The following is a 16682-nucleotide window of genomic DNA, read 5'->3' on the forward strand; positions in this document are numbered from 1 at the left end:
CGTGACGCGAAACGCCGCAAGACGACGTCACCCGCACACAATACCGTCAAGTACTGACTGAGACGCACTTTAGAACGCGTAACAGCGGCGGAAGCCGAAGCCGCCGCCGCTATACGATATAATCTGCAGCAGCGATACAAGCGTGGCTGCAGAGCACCTATTCATCGCTCACGACGGATCGAACAGGATCCCCGGATTGAGGATCATCTTCGGATCGAAGATGTCCTTCGCGGCCTTCATCGCCGAGCAGAACAACTCAGGCCGTTCCTTGTCGTACCAGGGGCGATGATCGCGGCCCAAGGCGTGATGGTGCGTGACGGTACCGCCGGCATCGACCATCGCCTGCTCCGCGATCTTCTTGATCGCCATGTACTGCTCGGGAACACGCATCTTGTCGCCGTAAGCGAACCAGGTGAAGTACGGCGCCGGTCCGTCGGGATAGATGTGCGTGAAGCGGCACGTCACCGAACCGGGGCGGCCCGTCACTTCGCGGATCGCACGATGGGTCTCCGCCTTCACGTGCTCACGCAGGTGCGCGAAGCCGCTCCACGGCACGCAGGTTTCCATCGTCTCGCGCATCACACCGCGTGCAATCGCGTATTCGCGCAAATACGGCCCGCGCAAGAACTTATCGCGCCAGTTCTTCGCGCTCTTGTCGGCGTTGGCATCGCCGCCGAGCGCGGTATCATCCCACTTGCCGCCGTGATCGCCACAGATTTCGAGCGCGCGCTTCATCAGCGCATCGACCGGACGGTCCGCGGATTCAAAGCCAAGCACGAGAATGTCGTAGCTGCCGTCGCTCGAGCCGGTGTAGACAGCCTCCTCCCGCTCGACGAGACGCGCGCTCGCCGGATAGAGGTTCGCCTGCGAGATCACCCGCGTCGCCTCGACCGCCTTGTCGTAATCGGCGAACCGCACGCTCGCCATCTGCCGATGCACAGGACGCTTGTGCAGCCGCACCCACGCCTCGGTGATGATGCCGAGCGCGCCTTCCGAGCCGAGGAACAGACGGTCGGGATTCGGGCCCGCGCCAGAGGTCGGGAAGCGGCGGGATTCGATGTTGCCCGACGGCGTGACGACCTTGAGGCTCTGCACGTGATCGTCGATCTGGGTGTAGACGGTCGCGAAGTGGCCGGCCGCGCGGGTCGCGATCCATCCGCCGAGCGAAGAAAACTCCCACGCCTGCAGGAAGAAGCGCATGGTGAGCCCGCTCGGCTTCAACTGCCGCTCGAGATCCGGCCCGAGAATGCCGGCCTGAATCCGCGCCGACTGCGAAGCCTTGTCGATCTCCAGCACCTTGTTGAAATACTTCATGTCGATCGACACGACGCCGCGATAGCGATCATGCGACGGCGGATTGACACCGCCGACGACGCTGGTGCCGCCACCGTAAGGCACGGCCGCGAGGTTGTCGTTCTCGCACCAGCGATAGATCTGCACGATGTCGTCTTCGGTGCGCGGATAAGCGACGGCATCCGGCGGATTGCGGAATTCGCCACGGATCGAGAAGGCGACATCGACGGTGCCGGAGCCGTAGGTGTGATAGAGGCGATCATACTTGTCGGTCGCGCAGATGTGCTGCAGCGAAGCCGGGACCTTCACGCGCGGATCGCGAATCTTGACCGAATCCTCGGTCGGAAACGGCAGCGCGCTGAAATCGGTCACGCCCAGAAGCTTGGTCCAGGCCTGTTCGAACTCGACCATTTCAGCCGGGGTGACTTCGTCACCCTCGTAGCCCCACCCGTAGAACTTTCTGCGCCGCTCCTGCGATCCGCCATGCATGTCGATGGTCTCCCTGTGTGCCCCTACGGCAGCCGAATGCCGGCGTTGCATCGCATGTGGGCGGTGTAGATTGGTATCTCCAATCCGGTCATACCACTATTGCTGGCGAGCGGTAGCCTGTCAAGGCGCAAGCCGCTTGTTCCGGGAAAACATGCACCGGGCAGCAGGCAGCTATCCCCGCAGGAGGCAGGAACGGACGAGGGATTGGTGGAAAGTTGCGGGAGCGCACGGGCGCAGAAACCGCTTGGGCGCCTGCTTGGGGCATACAGGACGGCTAAAAGAGCGCGCACCAGAGGTACACGCGGTGCAGCCGTCCTTCAGGGCAGAGGCGATCTCAGGCGTCGGTATCGCTGAGAAGGCTCGCCCACGATCCTGCGGTCTGCGAGAGATGCTCGCTCATGCGCTGGGCGGCGGCATCGGGCTCGCGCGCCTCCACGGCATCGACGATCCGGCAATGTTCCCGATAGGACAGCTCGCAGCGGTCGGCGTCCGAAAAATACAATTGGCGGCGCTGCTTCGACATTTCGTAAAACGCGTTCACGACGCGGACGAGAACGTCATTGCGCGTCGCAACGACGATGCCGAGATGAAACGCCTGATCCTCGTTCTCGATCGACTGCCGCTTCGCCACGCGCGCAGCGGTCTCATCGAGAATTTCGCGGAGGCTTTTGAGGTCGGCCGCCGTCCGGCGCGAACAGGCGAGCCGCACCGCCTCGACCTCAAGGATGCGGCGGACTTCGAGCGCCTTGGCGACCTCCTCGCGCGTCAGCGACAGCCCGGAATCGGCATGGAGCACCAGCGCCTCGATGCTGCTCTGGTCCCATTCGCGGAGATAAATGCCGGAATTCGGCCGCCGCTCGATCACCCGCATGGCCTCGAGCGTCGCCAGCGCCTCGCGGATTGCGCTGCGGCTGGTGGCGAATTTCTCCGCAAGGTCGCGCTCGGATGGCAGGCGCTCCTTCGGCTCGTAGTTCCGGGCCCGAATGAACGTCAGAATCCGGCTGATCGTTGTGGATGCGACCTCATGCCTGCCCATCGGGATTGGGACCTCATTGTTAAACCGGGCTGATTCTGGTCATACCAATTTAGAGCCCGCCCGACAAAGCAAATTCTTAGGCGATTTCGGAAACCACTCGCCTGCCCCGCCCCCATTGCCCTGCCTCGCTACCAGGCGCCGCCATAAGGGAGGCCGCGCTCTAGTCCGACTCGCCTATCGAGGCGATGCGAAACATGACATCCCCGCGCTACATCGCACGGAGAATCAAATGGCTGGGATTTCTGTGAGTTTTTGGTGGGCGATGTAGGGCTCGAACCTACGACCCGCTGATTAAGAGTCAGCTGCTCTACCAACTGAGCTAATCGCCCGGCTCCGACCGGATAAAATGTCCGTGGGGGAGGCCGTCGTTTAGCAAAGCCATTCCCCGATGTCCAGCAAAGAGCGGGACGATTTCGTTCGGAAAATCATGGTCTATTTTCAGGCTGTGGATTTCCTGACGGAGCGCCCGCAACAGCGGCGCCGATGGCCTCATCGCCGGTCATTCCCGCACAACTCTCAAAGAAAATTCTGCACGTCCCAAAATTAAAAGGCCGGCAGGGTCACGCGACCCTGCCGGCCTTGAAGAAGCAGCCTCACAGCATGCCGAGCATGCGCGGCAGCCACAGCGAGATTTCCGGGATGAACGTCACCGCGACGAGGAACATCAGCATCGTCAGCAACCACGGCCACACCGCAACTGTCAGCTCGGTGATGCCCATCTTGGCGATACCCGACGCCACATAGAGGTTGAGGCCGACAGGCGGGTGGCACATGCCCACCTCCATGTTGATCACCATCAGGATGCCGAGGTGCACCGGATGGATGCCGAGCTTCACCGCGATCGGGAACAGGATCGGCGCGGTGATGAGCACGATCGAACTCGCCTCCATCACGTTGCCCGCCAGTAGCAGCAGGATGTTCACGAAGATCAGGAAGGTGACCCAGTTCACGCCGTTCTCGGTGATCCACGAGGTCATCGCCTGAGGCACCTGCTCGCTCGTCATCAGGAACGAGAACAGCACGGCGTTGGTGATGATGTAGAGGATCATCGCGCTCATGTTGGCCGAGCCGAGCAACACACGCGGCACGTCCCGCAGTGTCATGTCCTTGTAGACGAACACCGCAATGACGAAGGCATAGACCGCGCTCATCGCCGCCGCTTCAGTCGGCGTGAACCAACCGGCATAGATGCCGCCGAGCACGATGACGATCAGCAGCAGACCCCAGACGCACTCACGGAATGCCTTGATCCGCTCGGCCCACCTTGCTCGCGGCAAACGCGGATAATCGTTCTTCCAGGCACGATAGAATGTCGTCATGCCGAGGAGCGAAGCGAGCATGATGCCCGGGATCACGCCTGCCATGAACAACTGGCCGACTGAGGCCGAGAGCACCCGCTCGCCGTTCGGCCCGAGCGCGACGCTGCCGCCGGTCGCGACCGAATAGATCACCATGACGATGGACGGCGGGATCAGAATGCCGAGTGCGCCCGAGGTGGTGATGACGCCTGCGCCGAAGCGCTTGGGGAAGCCCTGCTGCACCATCGCCGGCATCAGGATCGAGCCGATCGCGATCACCGTCGCAGGCGAGGAGCCGGAGATCGCGGCGAACAACGCGCACGCCATAACGCCCGCGAGGCCGAGGCCGCCGTACCAGTGGCCGATCATCGATGTGGCGAATCTGATCATGCGTCTCGCGACGCCGCCATGAGTGAGGAAGTTGCCCGCCAGGATGAAGAACGGGATCGCCATGATCTCGAAGTTCTCGATGCCGGTGAACAGCTTCAGCGCCACCGACTCGATCGGCACTTGCGTCATCACGAACAGGAACGTCAGCACCGTGAGGCCGAGTGCGATCGAGATCGGCATGCCGGTCAGCATCAGCGCGACCAGCAGCAGGAAGATGAAAAGCGTGCTCATCGCTGGGCCTCCGGGGTCGGGCCAACTGCATCGTCGAGCTCAATACCCTCGACATGCGAATGGTCGTGCTGGGGCAGTTCATCGGTGCGCCAGTACGAATAAGCGACCTGCAGGAAGCGGAAGCACATCAGGTACGAACCGAGCGGCACGCACAGATAGACGATCCAGCTCGGCCATTCGAGGTCGGGCGAGGTCTGGTCAGTGAGAGAGAGGCCATAGACGAACTTTGCGCCCATGGTGCCGATCACGCCGGTGAACAGCGCGCCGCACAGCAATCCGAACAGAATGGTGGCCTTGCGCGACTTCGGCGGCAGCTTCAGCACGAGAACGTCCACGCCGACATGGATGCCGGTGCGCACGCCATAGGCCGCGCCAAACTTCGCCATCCACACGAACATGTAGATGCACAGTTCCTGCGCCCAGGACATGTGGATCTTGTGCAGATAGGGATAGAGGAAAGAGACGCCGGAGCCGTAGCGATGCACGACCGCGATGAAGATCACGACGGTCGCGGCCCCGATCAGGAATGTAATTAGAATCTCCTCGAGCCTGTCGAGGATGCGCAAGAAAAGCGTCACGTGTCCCCCCATCGACGACCGGACCGGTAACGGACGATCAGCAACAGCACGATATTATTTTGGGTGCAGAGAAGCACAAAACGGCCCGGTTTTGCACCGGGCCGTTTCGCATCTCACATTATTTTCCGGAAGCCGCAGCTTCCTTACGGAACTCGGCGATCAGGTCCTTGCCGACGCGGTTGCCGATTTCATCGGCGACCGGATCGAGGGCCTTGCGCCAGGCGGCGGTCTCTTCAGCCGTGAGGGTGTAGAAGTTGGTGGTGCCAGCCTTCTTCATCGCGGCGAGAGCGTCGTCATTTTCCTTCTGGGCGATATCGTTGGCATAGTCGGTTGCCTCCGCCATCGCCTTCTCAAGCTGGCCGCGGACGTCGTCCGGCAGGCCTTCCCAGAACTTCTTGTTCACGATCACGGCGTAGCCGAGATAGCCGTGGTTCGAGAGCGTGGCGTGCTTCTGAACCTCGTTCATCTTCTGGGTGTACATGTTGGACGGCGGGTTTTCGGTGCCGTCGACAACGCCGGTCTGCAGCGCCTGATAGACTTCCGAGAACGCCATGACCTGCGGGATGGCGCCCAATGCACGCATCTGGGCTTCCAGAACCTTGGACGACTGGATGCGCATCTTCAGACCGCGGAAATCCTCCGGCTTATGCAGAGGCCGGTTCGCGCTCATGATCTTGAAGCCGTTGTCCCAGTAAGCGAGGCCCTTGATGCCCTTCGGCTCGAGCTTGGCAAGGAGCTTCTTGCCGACTTCGCCATGGGTGACGCGCTTCAGCGCGGCCTTGTCCGGCATGATGTAGGGAATGTCGAAAACCTCGAATTCCTTGACGCCGAGCGGGCCGAACTTCGCGAGCGAGGGAGCAAGCATCTGCACCGCACCAAGCTGCAGCGCCTCGACCTCTTCCTTGTCCTTATAGAGCTGCGAGTTCGGGTAGACCTCAACCTTGACCTTGCCGTTGGTGTACTTCTCGGCAAGCTCCTTGAACTTCTCGGCGCCCTTGCCCTTCGGGGTCTCCGGAGCCACGACGTGGCTGAACTTGATGACGACCGGGCTCTGCGCGCTGGCCGGTCCGACCGTGGTGACGGGCCCAACCATAAAGGCTGCGGCGATCGAAGCAGCGGCAATTGTAATTTTCTTCATAGGCATATTCCTCCCAGGGCCCACTTTAGAAGTCCGATCAGGCTACAATGTCGCAGCCTGATGGGTGGCGACCATTACAGACAAATACGACCAAGCCTATTGATCCTTCGCAGAAGAACCGAACAAAAACGGCGTCCATCGCTGGACGCCGCCTTAGCCGAAAAGCCGGAAATGTGTCAACTTGCCGCAGCTACCGGCGCCTCGCGCTGCTGGCGGGAAATGATCTTGTTGAGGGCGCTCAGATAGGCCTTGGCCGAGGCCACGAGCGTATCCGGGTCTGAACTGCGAGCCGTCACCGACCGGCCATCCTGCGACAGCCGGACGGAAACCTCCGCCTGCGCGTCGGTTCCCGCCGTGACGGCATGGACCTGATACAGCTCCAGTTTCGCCTCGTGCGGTACCAAGGTCTTGACGGCGTTGAAGACCGCATCGACCGGGCCGTTACCCTCGGCCTCGTCGATCCGCACCTTGCCGTCGACCTCGACCTTCATGGTCGCGCGCTGCGGGCCATGGGTGCCCGCGATCACCGTCAGCGACACCAGACGCAGGCGGTCATGCGTCTGCGCCAGCTCCTGATCGACCAGCGCCTCGATGTCCTCGTCGTAGATGTCCTTCTTGCGGTCGGCGAGCGCCTTGAAGCGCACGAAGGCATCCTGCAACTGGTTATCGGCGAGCTCGTAGCCCAGTTCCCGCAGCTTGTGCTGGAAGGCATGACGGCCGGAGTGCTTGCCCATCACCAGCGAGGTCTGTTTCACGCCGACGCTTTCGGGCGTCATGATCTCATAGGTCTGCGCATTCTTCAGAACGCCGTCCTGATGGATGCCGCTCTCATGGGCGAAGGCGTTACGGCCAACGATCGCCTTGTTGTACTGCACCGGGAACGACGTCGCTGCCGACACCACCTTCGAGGCGCGGGTGAGCGTCGTCGATTCGACGTTGCACCAGTAAGGCATCACATCGCCGCGGGTCTTGATCGCCATCACGACTTCTTCCAGCGCGGCGTTACCGGCGCGCTCGCCGATGCCGTTGATGGTGCATTCGATCTGGCGTGCGCCGCCCTCGACGCCGGCGAGCGAGTTCGCAACCGCCAGGCCCAGATCGTCATGGCAATGCACCGAGAACACCGCCTTGTCGGCGTTCGGCACCCGCTCGCGGATGACCTTGAACATGCGGCGATACTCTTCCGGCACCGCATAACCCACGGTATCGGGCAGGTTGATCGTCGTCGCGCCCGCCGCGATCGCGGTCTCGACGCAACGGCACAAATAGTCGATCGGTGTACGGGTCGAATCCATCGCCGACCACTCGACGTCATCGACGAGATTGCGCGCCTGCGCCACCGTCGCGGTGATGATGCCGAGCACGTCCTCTTCGCTCTTGCGCATCTGGTGCGCGAGGTGGATCGGCGAGGTCGATACGAACGTATGGATGCGACCGCGCTTGGCATGCCGCACGGCTTCACCCGCACGGACAATGTCGGCCGGGATCGCACGGGCGAGACCGGCGATCACCGCGTTGTTGGCACGCTTGGCAATCTCGGCCACCGCCTCGAAGTCGCCGACGGAGGCGATCGGGAAGCCGGCTTCGATGATGTCGACGCCCATGGTGTCGAGCATCTCGGCGACTTCCAGCTTCTCCTCATGAGTCATGGTGGCGCCGGGGCACTGCTCGCCGTCGCGCAACGTGGTGTCGAAAATAACGACGCGGTCCTTGTCGGACGTGGAGGGGCTCGTCATCAGAAAAATTCCTTCGGTCAGAGGCGCCAGCGGCGCTCAAGGGGTGTCAGCTTCATCGCGGGTCCCCTGAGTGCCCAGGCGCATGCCCAGACGGCCCTCAGGGGCGGATAAGAAGCAGAAGCCCGCCGGCAAGAGCGGCAAGGGACAGGAGGGCGAAGGACAGCGACGTGGCAGCCGGGCGCGCGGCGACGCGAGCGATCGCAACCGCCCGTCCCTGCACCCTCTTTGACCTGCCACTCATCATCGCTTTGAATCGCTATCTGTCGTCACAATGCCGTCTGCAGCGCATGATCCGCCCAAATCCTTGAGGCTTGGTTGCGGTGCACCGCCATCACCTTCATATTTAGACGATTTTCGCTTCGCCGCAACGCCAAAAAACAGTCAGCTATCCTGACTTATCCCTGCAATTCGCAGCGAAAATTACCTCATGCGCCCTGCCCGTTGGCCGATGCCTTTGGCGCTGCGGCCCGGCGCGGCACGGCCGGGCGACCCCGGCTTTCCTTCTCAAGTTGTTCCCGCGCCTTCTTCAGCTCGGCCTGCGAGGCTTCCGGTTTTGCCGGATAGGCAAGATCGAGCTTCTCCAGCGCATCGACGATGGCCGAACTGATGACCAGGCGCGTGAACCATTTGTGGTCCGCCGGCACCACGAACCACGGCGCATCCCTGGTTGCCGTATGGCGCAGCACATCCTGATAGGCCGCCTGATACTTGTCCCACAGCGCGCGCTCGGCGACATCCTGCGCGGAGAACTTCCAGTTCTTCGCCGGTTGATCGAGCCGCTCGAGAAAGCGCTTACGCTGTTCGCCTTTCGAGACGTGGAGGAAGAATTTCAGGATCACCGTGCCGTTGCGCGCGAGATATTTCTCGATCGCCGTAATGTCCTCGAAGCGTTCGTGCCAGATGTTCTTGGTGACAAGGCGTGCCGGAACCTTTTCTTTCGCAAGCACCTCCGGATGCACGCGCACGATCAGCAGCTCCTCATAGTAGGAGCGGTTGAAGATGCCGATCCGCCCGCGCTGCGGCAGCGCGGTGAGGCAACGCCACATGAAATCGTGATCGAGCTCCAGCGTGGAAGGCTGCTTGAACGCATAGACCTCGCAGCCCTGCGGATTGACGCCCGTCATCACGTGCTCGATCGCACTGTCCTTACCGGCGGCGTCCATGCCCTGAAAGATCAGAAGCAGCGACCAGCGGTCATGTGCGTAAAGCTTTTCCTGAAGATCTCGCAGCCGCTTCTTGCTCGCGCCGAAAAGGTCCTTGGCCTCCTTCTTGCCGAGGCCCGCGCATTCATCGGAAGCGTGCGAGCGAAGATGAAACTCGCGCGAGCCGTCGATCCGGAATGGATCGATAAAGCGCGCGATATCCTGCTTCGCCGACTTGCCGTTCTTGCCCATGACGTGCGCTCCATTCTTTCACGTCAACGCTACCGGACAGATCGAAGATCCGCCAGCAGCGCCATCCCGGCATTGCCATGCGCAGCGCCGGACAAAATTAGCTAGCGGCCGAACAGCCCGACGATGGTGCCGACACCCTTGGCATGTCCCTTGAGCTTTTCCACCAGTTCATCGCGCGTGAGACCGGGTGGCAGCGCGTTGGGCTCGAGGTCCGTCGCGATCAAACTGAAGTTGTAATGATGCTGCCCGGTGTTCGGCGGAGGGCACGGCCCCAGATAGAAATTGAGGCCGGCCGTATTCTTGCCGCCGACAAATTTGTCGGACGGCTGCCCGACATCGCCTTCGGCAAAGCTGCGGCGGTCAGGCGCGATGCCATAGGCGACCCAATGATAGACGCCGAGACCCCGGCCGCCGTCAGGGTCGTAAACCACAAAGGCGAAGCTCTTCGTGCCCTCTGGCGGATCGTTCCAGGCGAAAGCCGGCGACACGTTTTCGCCGACGCAATTCGGGTTCGTTTTCAGAGCACCGGCATGCTTCACCGGCAGCTTTCCGCCGTCGGTGAAATTCGGTGACGTCAGCACCAGCGGGTCGGCCAACGACGCGACCGGTGCGCTGAGCAGTAGTACGCCGGCAACTGCGCAATATCCGGCAAGCCTGAAGCGAGCCATGTCTCTCCTCCCGACTTTGTTAGTTCAGAGGACAGAATGCAAAACGCGCGACAGCCGATCAAGCTGCCGCGCGCTCACATTGAGTTTATGGAGTACGAGACTCTTAGTTTTTCGACTTGTCGACCAGAGCGCCCTTCTTGATCCAGGGCATCATGTCGCGAAGCCGTGCGCCGACTTCCTCGATCTGGTGCTTGTTGTTGCGCGCGCGGGTCGCCTTGAACGAGGACTGATTGACCTTGTTCTCGAGCATCCAGTCGCGGGCGAAACGGCCGCTCTGAATATCGCCGAGGATGCGCTTCATCTCCGCCTTGGTTTCCGCCGTGATGACGCGCGGACCGGACACATACTCGCCATACTCCGCAGTGTTGGAGATCGAGTAGTTCATGTTGGCAATGCCGCCTTCATAGATCAGGTCAACGATCAGCTTCATCTCGTGCAGGCACTCGAAGTACGCCATCTCCGGCGCGTAGCCTGCTTCCACCAGCGTCTCGAAGCCGGCGCGGATCAGTTCGACGGTGCCGCCGCACAGCACGGCCTGTTCGCCGAACAGATCGGTCTCGGTTTCTTCGCGGAACGAGGTTTCGATGATGCCGGCGCGGCCGCCGCCGATTGCCGAGCCATACGACAGGCCGAGGTCATGGGCATTGCCCGAGGAATCCTTGTGGATCGCGAGCAGGCACGGCACGCCGCCGCCACGCTGATACTCGCCACGCACGGTGTGGCCCGGGCCCTTCGGCGCGACCATCAGGACGTCGAGGTCCTCGCGCGGCTCGATCAGGTTGAAGTGGACGTTGAGGCCGTGCGCGAACAGAAGCGCCGCGCCCTTCTTCATGTTGTCATGCAGATGATCGCGATAAATGTCGGCCTGCAGCTCGTCCGGGGTGAGCATCATGACGACGTCGGCCCACTTCGCGGCTTCCGCCACATCCATCACCTTGAAGCCCGCGCCCTCGGCCTTCTTGGCCGAGCTCGAGCCCTTGCGCAGCGCGATCGCCACGTCCTTGACGCCGGAGTCCTTGAGGTTCAGCGCGTGGGCATGGCCCTGGCTGCCGTAACCGACGACGGCAACCTTCTTGCCCTTGATCAGGTTCAGATCGGCGTCGCGATCGTAATAAACTCGCATGGTGCTTTCCTTGTGGTGGAGGGGCTTCTCAAAGCCCGAAACGGGCCGTCAGGGCCGGGCGGCCCTCGAAAATCCCCGGTTGTCTAATGCATTTTCAGAGGAAGTAAAATCGGGTTTTCAGCCTCTCGCCGCCCTCACATACCGTCCGCGCCGCGGGTGATGGCCGCAACGCCGGTGCGGGCGACCTCGACGAGGCCGAGCGGCTTCATCAGGGCCTCGAACTGGCTGATCTTGTCGGTGTTGCCGGTGAGCTCGAACACGAAGCTTTCCGTGGTCGCGTCGATCACGCGGGCGCGGAAAGCGTCGGCCAACCGCAACGCCTCGACGCGGGCATCGCCCTTGCTCCGCACCTTCACCATCGCAAGCTCGCGCTCAATCGAATGCCCGGTCAGCGTCATGTCGACGACGCGATAGACCGGCACCATGCGATCGAGCTGGTTCTTGATCTGCTGGATCACCATCGGCGTGCCGGTGGTGACGATGGTGATGCGCGACATGTGCTTGTTGCGCTCGGTCTCCGACACCGTCAGGCTTTCGATGTTGTAGCCGCGCCCGGAGAACAGGCCGATGACGCGCGCAAGCACGCCGGGCTCGTTCTGCACCAGCACCGAAAGCGTGTGCGTCTCGTTCGGATCGTGCCGCTCTTCGATGAAATAGGCCGATGCGGGTTGTTCGTTCGTCTGCTTGTCCATAGCAATCACACCAGCCTCTTAAACCAAAGCCTTGCCGCCGGCGAAGGCCGCCGCGGTCGCTTCGTCATTCGCTTCCGCGGGCAGAAGCATTTCGTTATGCGCCTTGCCCGACGGAATCATCGGGAAGCAATTTTCCAACGTCGCGACGTGGCAATCGACCAGCACCGGCTTCTTGACCTTGATCATCTCTTCAATCGCGCCGTCGAGGTCGCCCGGCTTCGTGACCTGCATGCCGACGCCACCATAGGCTTCCGCAAGCTTGACGAAATCCGGCAGCGCTTCCGAGTAGGAGTTCGACAGGCGGTTACCATGCAGCAACTGCTGCCACTGACGCACCATGCCCATGTACTGGTTGTTGAGGATGAAAATCTTCACCGGCAGATTGAACTGAACCGCGGTGGACATCTCCTGCAGCATCATCTGGATCGAGGCATCGCCCGCGATGTCGACGACGAGGCTGTCCGGATGGGCAACCTGCACGCCGATCGCCGCCGGAAAACCATAACCCATGGTGCCGAGGCCACCGGAGGTCATCCAGCGGTTCGGCTGCTCGAAGCCGTAGAACTGCGCCGCCCACATCTGATGCTGACCCACTTCCGTGGTGATGTAAGTGTCGAGATGGCGGGTCTGCTCGTAGAGCCGCTGGATCGCATATTGCGGCAGGATCACGTCGTCGTTCTTCTTGAACGCGAGCGAATTGCGCGCGCGCCACTTCGCGATCTGCGCCCACCACGGCTTGAGATCCGGCCGCTTGGCGTCGGCCTTGAGGATATCCAGCAGGTCGGCCAGCACATGCGCGACGTCGCCGATAATCGGCACATCGACACGGATATTCTTGTTGATCGACGACGGATCGATGTCGATGTGGATCTTCTTCGAGTTCGGCGAGAACGCATCCGGCCGGCCGGTGACACGATCATCAAACCGCGCGCCGACGCACAGCATCACGTCGCAATCATGCATCGCCATGTTGGCTTCGTAGGTGCCGTGCATGCCGAGCATGCCGAGCCAGTTCTTGCCGGACGCCGGATAGGCACCGAGGCCCATCAACGTCGAGGTGATCGGGAAGTTGGTCGTGCCGACCAGTTCGCGCAGCAGGCGCGTCGCCTCGGCACCGGAGTTGATGACGCCACCGCCGGAATAGATCACCGGCCGCTTCGCCGAAGCGAGCAGCGCGGCCGCCTTGCGGATCTGCGCGGCATCGCCCTTCACGCGCGGCGCATACGACACATGAACGTCGTTCTTGCGCGGCGGATGATAGGTACCGGTCGCAAACTGCACGTCCTTCGGAATATCGACGACGACCGGACCGGGGCGGCCCGTGGTCGCGACATAGAAGGCCTCGTGCAGAATCTTGGCGAGATCGTTGACGTCGCGCACCAGCCAGTTGTGCTTGGTGCAGGGCCGCGTGATGCCGACCGTATCGCATTCCTGGAACGCGTCGTTGCCGATCAGATGCGTCGGCACCTGCCCGGTGATGCAGATCAGCGGAATGGAATCCATCAGCGCATCGGTCAGCGCCGTGACCATGTTGGTCGCGCCCGGCCCCGACGTGACCAGCGCCACACCCGGTTTCCCGGTCGAACGCGCATAACCCTCCGCGGCATGACCCGCACCCTGCTCGTGACGAACGAGGATGTGCTGGACTGTATCCTGCTGGAAAATCTCGTCATAGATAGGGAGCACCGCGCCGCCGGGATAGCCGAAAATATGCTGGATGCCGTGATCCTTCAGCGCCTGCACGACCATTGCCGCGCCGGTCATCTGCCGGGATTCAGTCTTTTTCGTCTCGCTCATCTTTCGCTCCGCTGCGCCGTCGCGCCGTCCTGGATCATCTGCTTCGGGAAATAAAAAAGGCCCTCGAAAGGACCTTTGCGCACATCGCCTGTTTGGGGTCGAGCTAGCTCACCCCGACGATGTGCCAGCGTACGAGGCCAATGACCTTACCAATCCGATTGGTAATTTTATTACGCATAATTGGCTCTTTATTTCCAAAGGTTGCGCGCCTTATAGACCCCTCGCGCGGTAAGTCAAGCCCTTCTTGCATCGCAAGATAGCCCGCATCGGGCAAACCGCCGAATGCAAAATGCGCATGGGAGCCCTTTCCGGATGAGCCGGGAGAGCACTGCGTTCGGGACGCAAGGGCCGCAGGTTCGCGAGTCCATCACTGCGCTGACCGATCGGGACGCATTCCCGCGCCAGGGAGTGTCTGAAGACCGACGTTATGAGCCCCGTCTGGAGATAATCAAAGAGCAGCGCGCTCCAGCGACGCCGCACAGAACTTGCCGGGCTTGTGACATCATATCGGGAACGGCATCCGTCAGCACGGATTGCTCAATAACAATCGTAACAAGCAGCATCGAGGTTGGCGCTACGAGTATCAGCGAGTGTCGCACGCGCTCGCGATCCGGCAGTGGCCGCCCTATATATTATTAATGTGCTGCTACCTGCAGCGCAGGCGCATGTAGAATCGCGTGATTGGCTAGCGCGCAGTCGTTTACGACATTCGCCGCGCGCCGCATGCGAGGCAGAAAACCCCTTATATGCAAGCACCTTCATATACCCTGAGCGGTATGGATTGGTATATGAAATATCCAAGCAACAACACACTGGAGGCAAACATGGCCCGACAGAAGCAGCATTATACGCGACTCACCGAGCCGCTCGTCCGCGAGAACGGCGTACTGCGGCCTGCCTCCTGGGAAGAGGCTCTTGACCGCGCAGCCGAGGGCTTTCGCCGCAATCGCGAACTCCACGGCCCGGACGGGTTTGGCATGTTCGCCTGCTCGCGCTCGACCAACGAGTTGAACTACATCGCTCAGAAGTTCGCCCGGGCAGTGATCGGCACCAACAACATCGACTCCTGTAACAGAACTTGACACGCTCCTAGCGTCGCCGGTCTGGTGACAGTATTCGGTGCTGGCGGTGGCACCTCTTCCTACCGCGAAATCGAAGATGCCGATCTGATCATCTTCTGGGGCTCCAATGCCCGGGAAGCCCATCCGATCTTCTTCCATCACGCCCTGAAGGGAATCCATAAGGGCGCGAAGGTGTATTCCGTTGACCCGCGCCGCTGCAAAACGGCCGAGTGGGCCGACACGTGGCTTGGTTTGGACGTCGGCACTGACGTCGCGTTGGCCTATGGTATCGGCCGCGAGATCATCCATGCCGGATTGGTCAACAAGGAGTTCCTCGAGAACGCCACCACCGGCTTCGAAGAGTACATTGCCGCATGCGAGCCGTGGACTCTGGAAGTCACCTCCCGTGAAACGGGCGTGCCCGCGGAGCTGATCCGTGAGCTTGCGCACGACTATGCCAAGGCGAAGCGCGCGCAGCTGTGCTGGACGCTCGGCATCACCGAGCATCACAACGGCACCGACAACGTGCGGGCGCTGTGCAACCTCGCCCTGCTCACCGGCCAGGTCGGCCGTTGGGGCGCGGGTCTCGTTCCGGTGCGCGGCCAGAACAACGTTCAGGGCGGCGGCGACATGGGTGCGATTCCCAAGAACCTGCCGGGATTCCAGAGCGTCGAGAATGCCGAGCATCGCGCGAAGTTCGAGCGCATGTGGGGCGTTACGCTGCCTCCGAAGGGCGGTTTGACGCTTTCGGAGATGATGGAGGCGATGGACGAGGGCCACCTCACCAGCGTCTACATCGTGGGCGAGAATCCGGTGCAGTCAGATGCCGACACCACAGCGGTGGAGCGGCGGCTGAGGAACCTGGACCATCTGGTCGTGCAGGACATCTTCCTCACCAAGACCGCCTCGCTCGCCGACGTCGTGCTCCCCTGCACGGCCGCTTGGTGCGAGAGCGATGGTACCTTCACCAACAGCGAACGGCGGGTTCAGCTTGTGCGTAAGGCACTGGAGCCTCCGGGAAGCGCAAAGGACGACATCGAGATCATCCGCCTGGTTGCGGAGCGTCTCGGTCACGCCTGGCCGATCCAGACTGCAGAAGAGATCTGGGACGAGTTGCGCGCGCTGTCGCCCGCACATCATGGAATGACCTACCGGGTGCTCGCGGAGCGGGGCGGCGTACAGTGGCCCTTCCCCGACGAGAACGGGCCCGAGTCACCGTTCCTGCACGGCCGGCTCTGGGAGAAGGATCCCGCAAAGCGCGGGCGTCTGGCTCCGTTCGGCATCGTCGAGCACAAGCTGCCGGTGGACAAGCTCAACGACGAGTTCCCGCTGCGCCTGACGACCGGCCGGCGACTGACCGACTACAACACCGGCGTGCAGTCGGGCGGCTTCAACTCGCCGATCCGTGTCGGCGGCTGCGTCGACGTCTCTCCGGAGGATATGGTTCGGCTCGGCATCAACGACGGCGAGGTGGTCCGGGTGACTTCCCGCCGCGGATCGGTGCTGGCTCCCGCACGTCGGGATCCGGGCCTGCGTCCCGGGCTGCTCTTCATGGCCTGCAACTTCCCGGACGATGTGGACACCAACTCGCTCACCATCGAGGCGAACGATCCGATCGCCAAAACCGCGGAGTTCAAGGCCACAGCGGTCAGGGTGGAAAAGACAAACGAAGCCCTGCCTGAAGACCAAGGCTTGGCCGAGACCATCGATCGCGAGCGTCAAGACAGCGAGCTCGTGACCGCGAACTAGGAAGGATGA

At 61.9% G+C, this 16682-nt stretch carries 12 protein-coding genes and 1 tRNA gene; 1 reads left to right on the forward strand and 12 read right to left on the reverse strand.

Annotated features, from left to right (window positions below; translation table 11 throughout):
* Positions 1 to 168: 168 nt before the first annotated feature.
* From OCA5_RS13475 to OCA5_RS13530, 12 genes are all read right to left on the reverse strand, one after another.
* Positions 169 to 1782: an FAD-binding oxidoreductase gene (locus OCA5_RS13475; protein WP_012562463.1), complete on the reverse strand. Its 1614-nt coding sequence runs from the start codon at positions 1780 to 1782 to the stop codon at positions 169 to 171.
* A gap of 334 nt (positions 1783 to 2116) precedes the next feature.
* On the reverse strand, positions 2117 to 2818 hold the full coding sequence (locus tag OCA5_RS13480) for a FadR/GntR family transcriptional regulator (RefSeq protein ID WP_012562462.1): 702 nt from the start codon (positions 2816 to 2818) through the stop codon (positions 2117 to 2119).
* Positions 2819 to 3071: 253 nt separating this feature from the next.
* Positions 3072 to 3147, reverse strand: a tRNA-Lys gene (locus OCA5_RS13485).
* A gap of 264 nt (positions 3148 to 3411) precedes the next feature.
* Positions 3412 to 4737, reverse strand: coding sequence for a TRAP transporter large permease (locus tag OCA5_RS13490; RefSeq protein WP_012562460.1), 1326 nt, complete (start codon positions 4735 to 4737; stop codon positions 3412 to 3414).
* A complete protein-coding gene (locus OCA5_RS13495) occupies positions 4734 to 5315 on the reverse strand; it encodes a TRAP transporter small permease (protein ID WP_013913271.1) in 582 nt (193 codons plus the stop codon). The genes OCA5_RS13490 and OCA5_RS13495 overlap by 4 nt, the downstream gene beginning before the upstream one ends.
* A 118-nt stretch (positions 5316 to 5433) precedes the next feature.
* A complete protein-coding gene (locus OCA5_RS13500) occupies positions 5434 to 6453 on the reverse strand; it encodes a TRAP transporter substrate-binding protein (protein ID WP_012562458.1) in 1020 nt (339 codons plus the stop codon).
* A gap of 176 nt (positions 6454 to 6629) precedes the next feature.
* Complete coding sequence (locus OCA5_RS13505; RefSeq protein WP_012562457.1) at positions 6630 to 8189, reverse strand: 2-isopropylmalate synthase; 1560 nt, start codon at positions 8187 to 8189, stop codon at positions 6630 to 6632.
* 425 nt (positions 8190 to 8614) lie between these two features.
* The gene (locus OCA5_RS13510) at positions 8615 to 9583 is read right to left on the reverse strand and encodes a polyphosphate kinase 2 family protein (protein ID WP_012562455.1); all 969 of its coding nucleotides are present in this window, start codon (positions 9581 to 9583) and stop codon (positions 8615 to 8617) included.
* Positions 9584 to 9684: 101 nt separating this feature from the next.
* On the reverse strand, positions 9685 to 10251 hold the full coding sequence (locus tag OCA5_RS13515; RefSeq protein WP_012562454.1) for a YbhB/YbcL family Raf kinase inhibitor-like protein: 567 nt from the start codon (positions 10249 to 10251) through the stop codon (positions 9685 to 9687).
* Between the two features lie 103 nt (positions 10252 to 10354).
* Positions 10355 to 11374, reverse strand: coding sequence for a ketol-acid reductoisomerase (gene ilvC, locus OCA5_RS13520; protein WP_012562453.1), 1020 nt, complete (start codon positions 11372 to 11374; stop codon positions 10355 to 10357).
* A 134-nt stretch (positions 11375 to 11508) separates the two neighbouring features.
* Complete coding sequence (gene ilvN / locus OCA5_RS13525) at positions 11509 to 12066, reverse strand: acetolactate synthase small subunit (RefSeq protein WP_012562452.1); 558 nt, start codon at positions 12064 to 12066, stop codon at positions 11509 to 11511.
* Between the two features lie 18 nt (positions 12067 to 12084).
* Positions 12085 to 13863 carry an acetolactate synthase 3 large subunit gene (locus OCA5_RS13530; RefSeq protein WP_012562451.1) on the reverse strand — a complete coding sequence of 593 codons (1779 nt, stop codon included), beginning with the start codon at positions 13861 to 13863 and terminating at the stop codon, positions 12085 to 12087.
* A gap of 746 nt (positions 13864 to 14609) precedes the next feature.
* Between OCA5_RS13530 and OCA5_RS13540 the strand changes: the two genes are divergently transcribed.
* Entirely contained in the window at positions 14610 to 16673 is a 2064-nt protein-coding gene (locus OCA5_RS13540) for a formate dehydrogenase H subunit alpha, selenocysteine-containing (protein ID WP_013913272.1), read from the forward strand.
* Positions 16674 to 16682 lie beyond the last annotated feature (9 nt).

Source organism: Afipia carboxidovorans OM5 (genome assembly GCF_000218565.1).
GTDB lineage: Bacteria > Pseudomonadota > Alphaproteobacteria > Rhizobiales > Xanthobacteraceae > Afipia > Afipia carboxidovorans.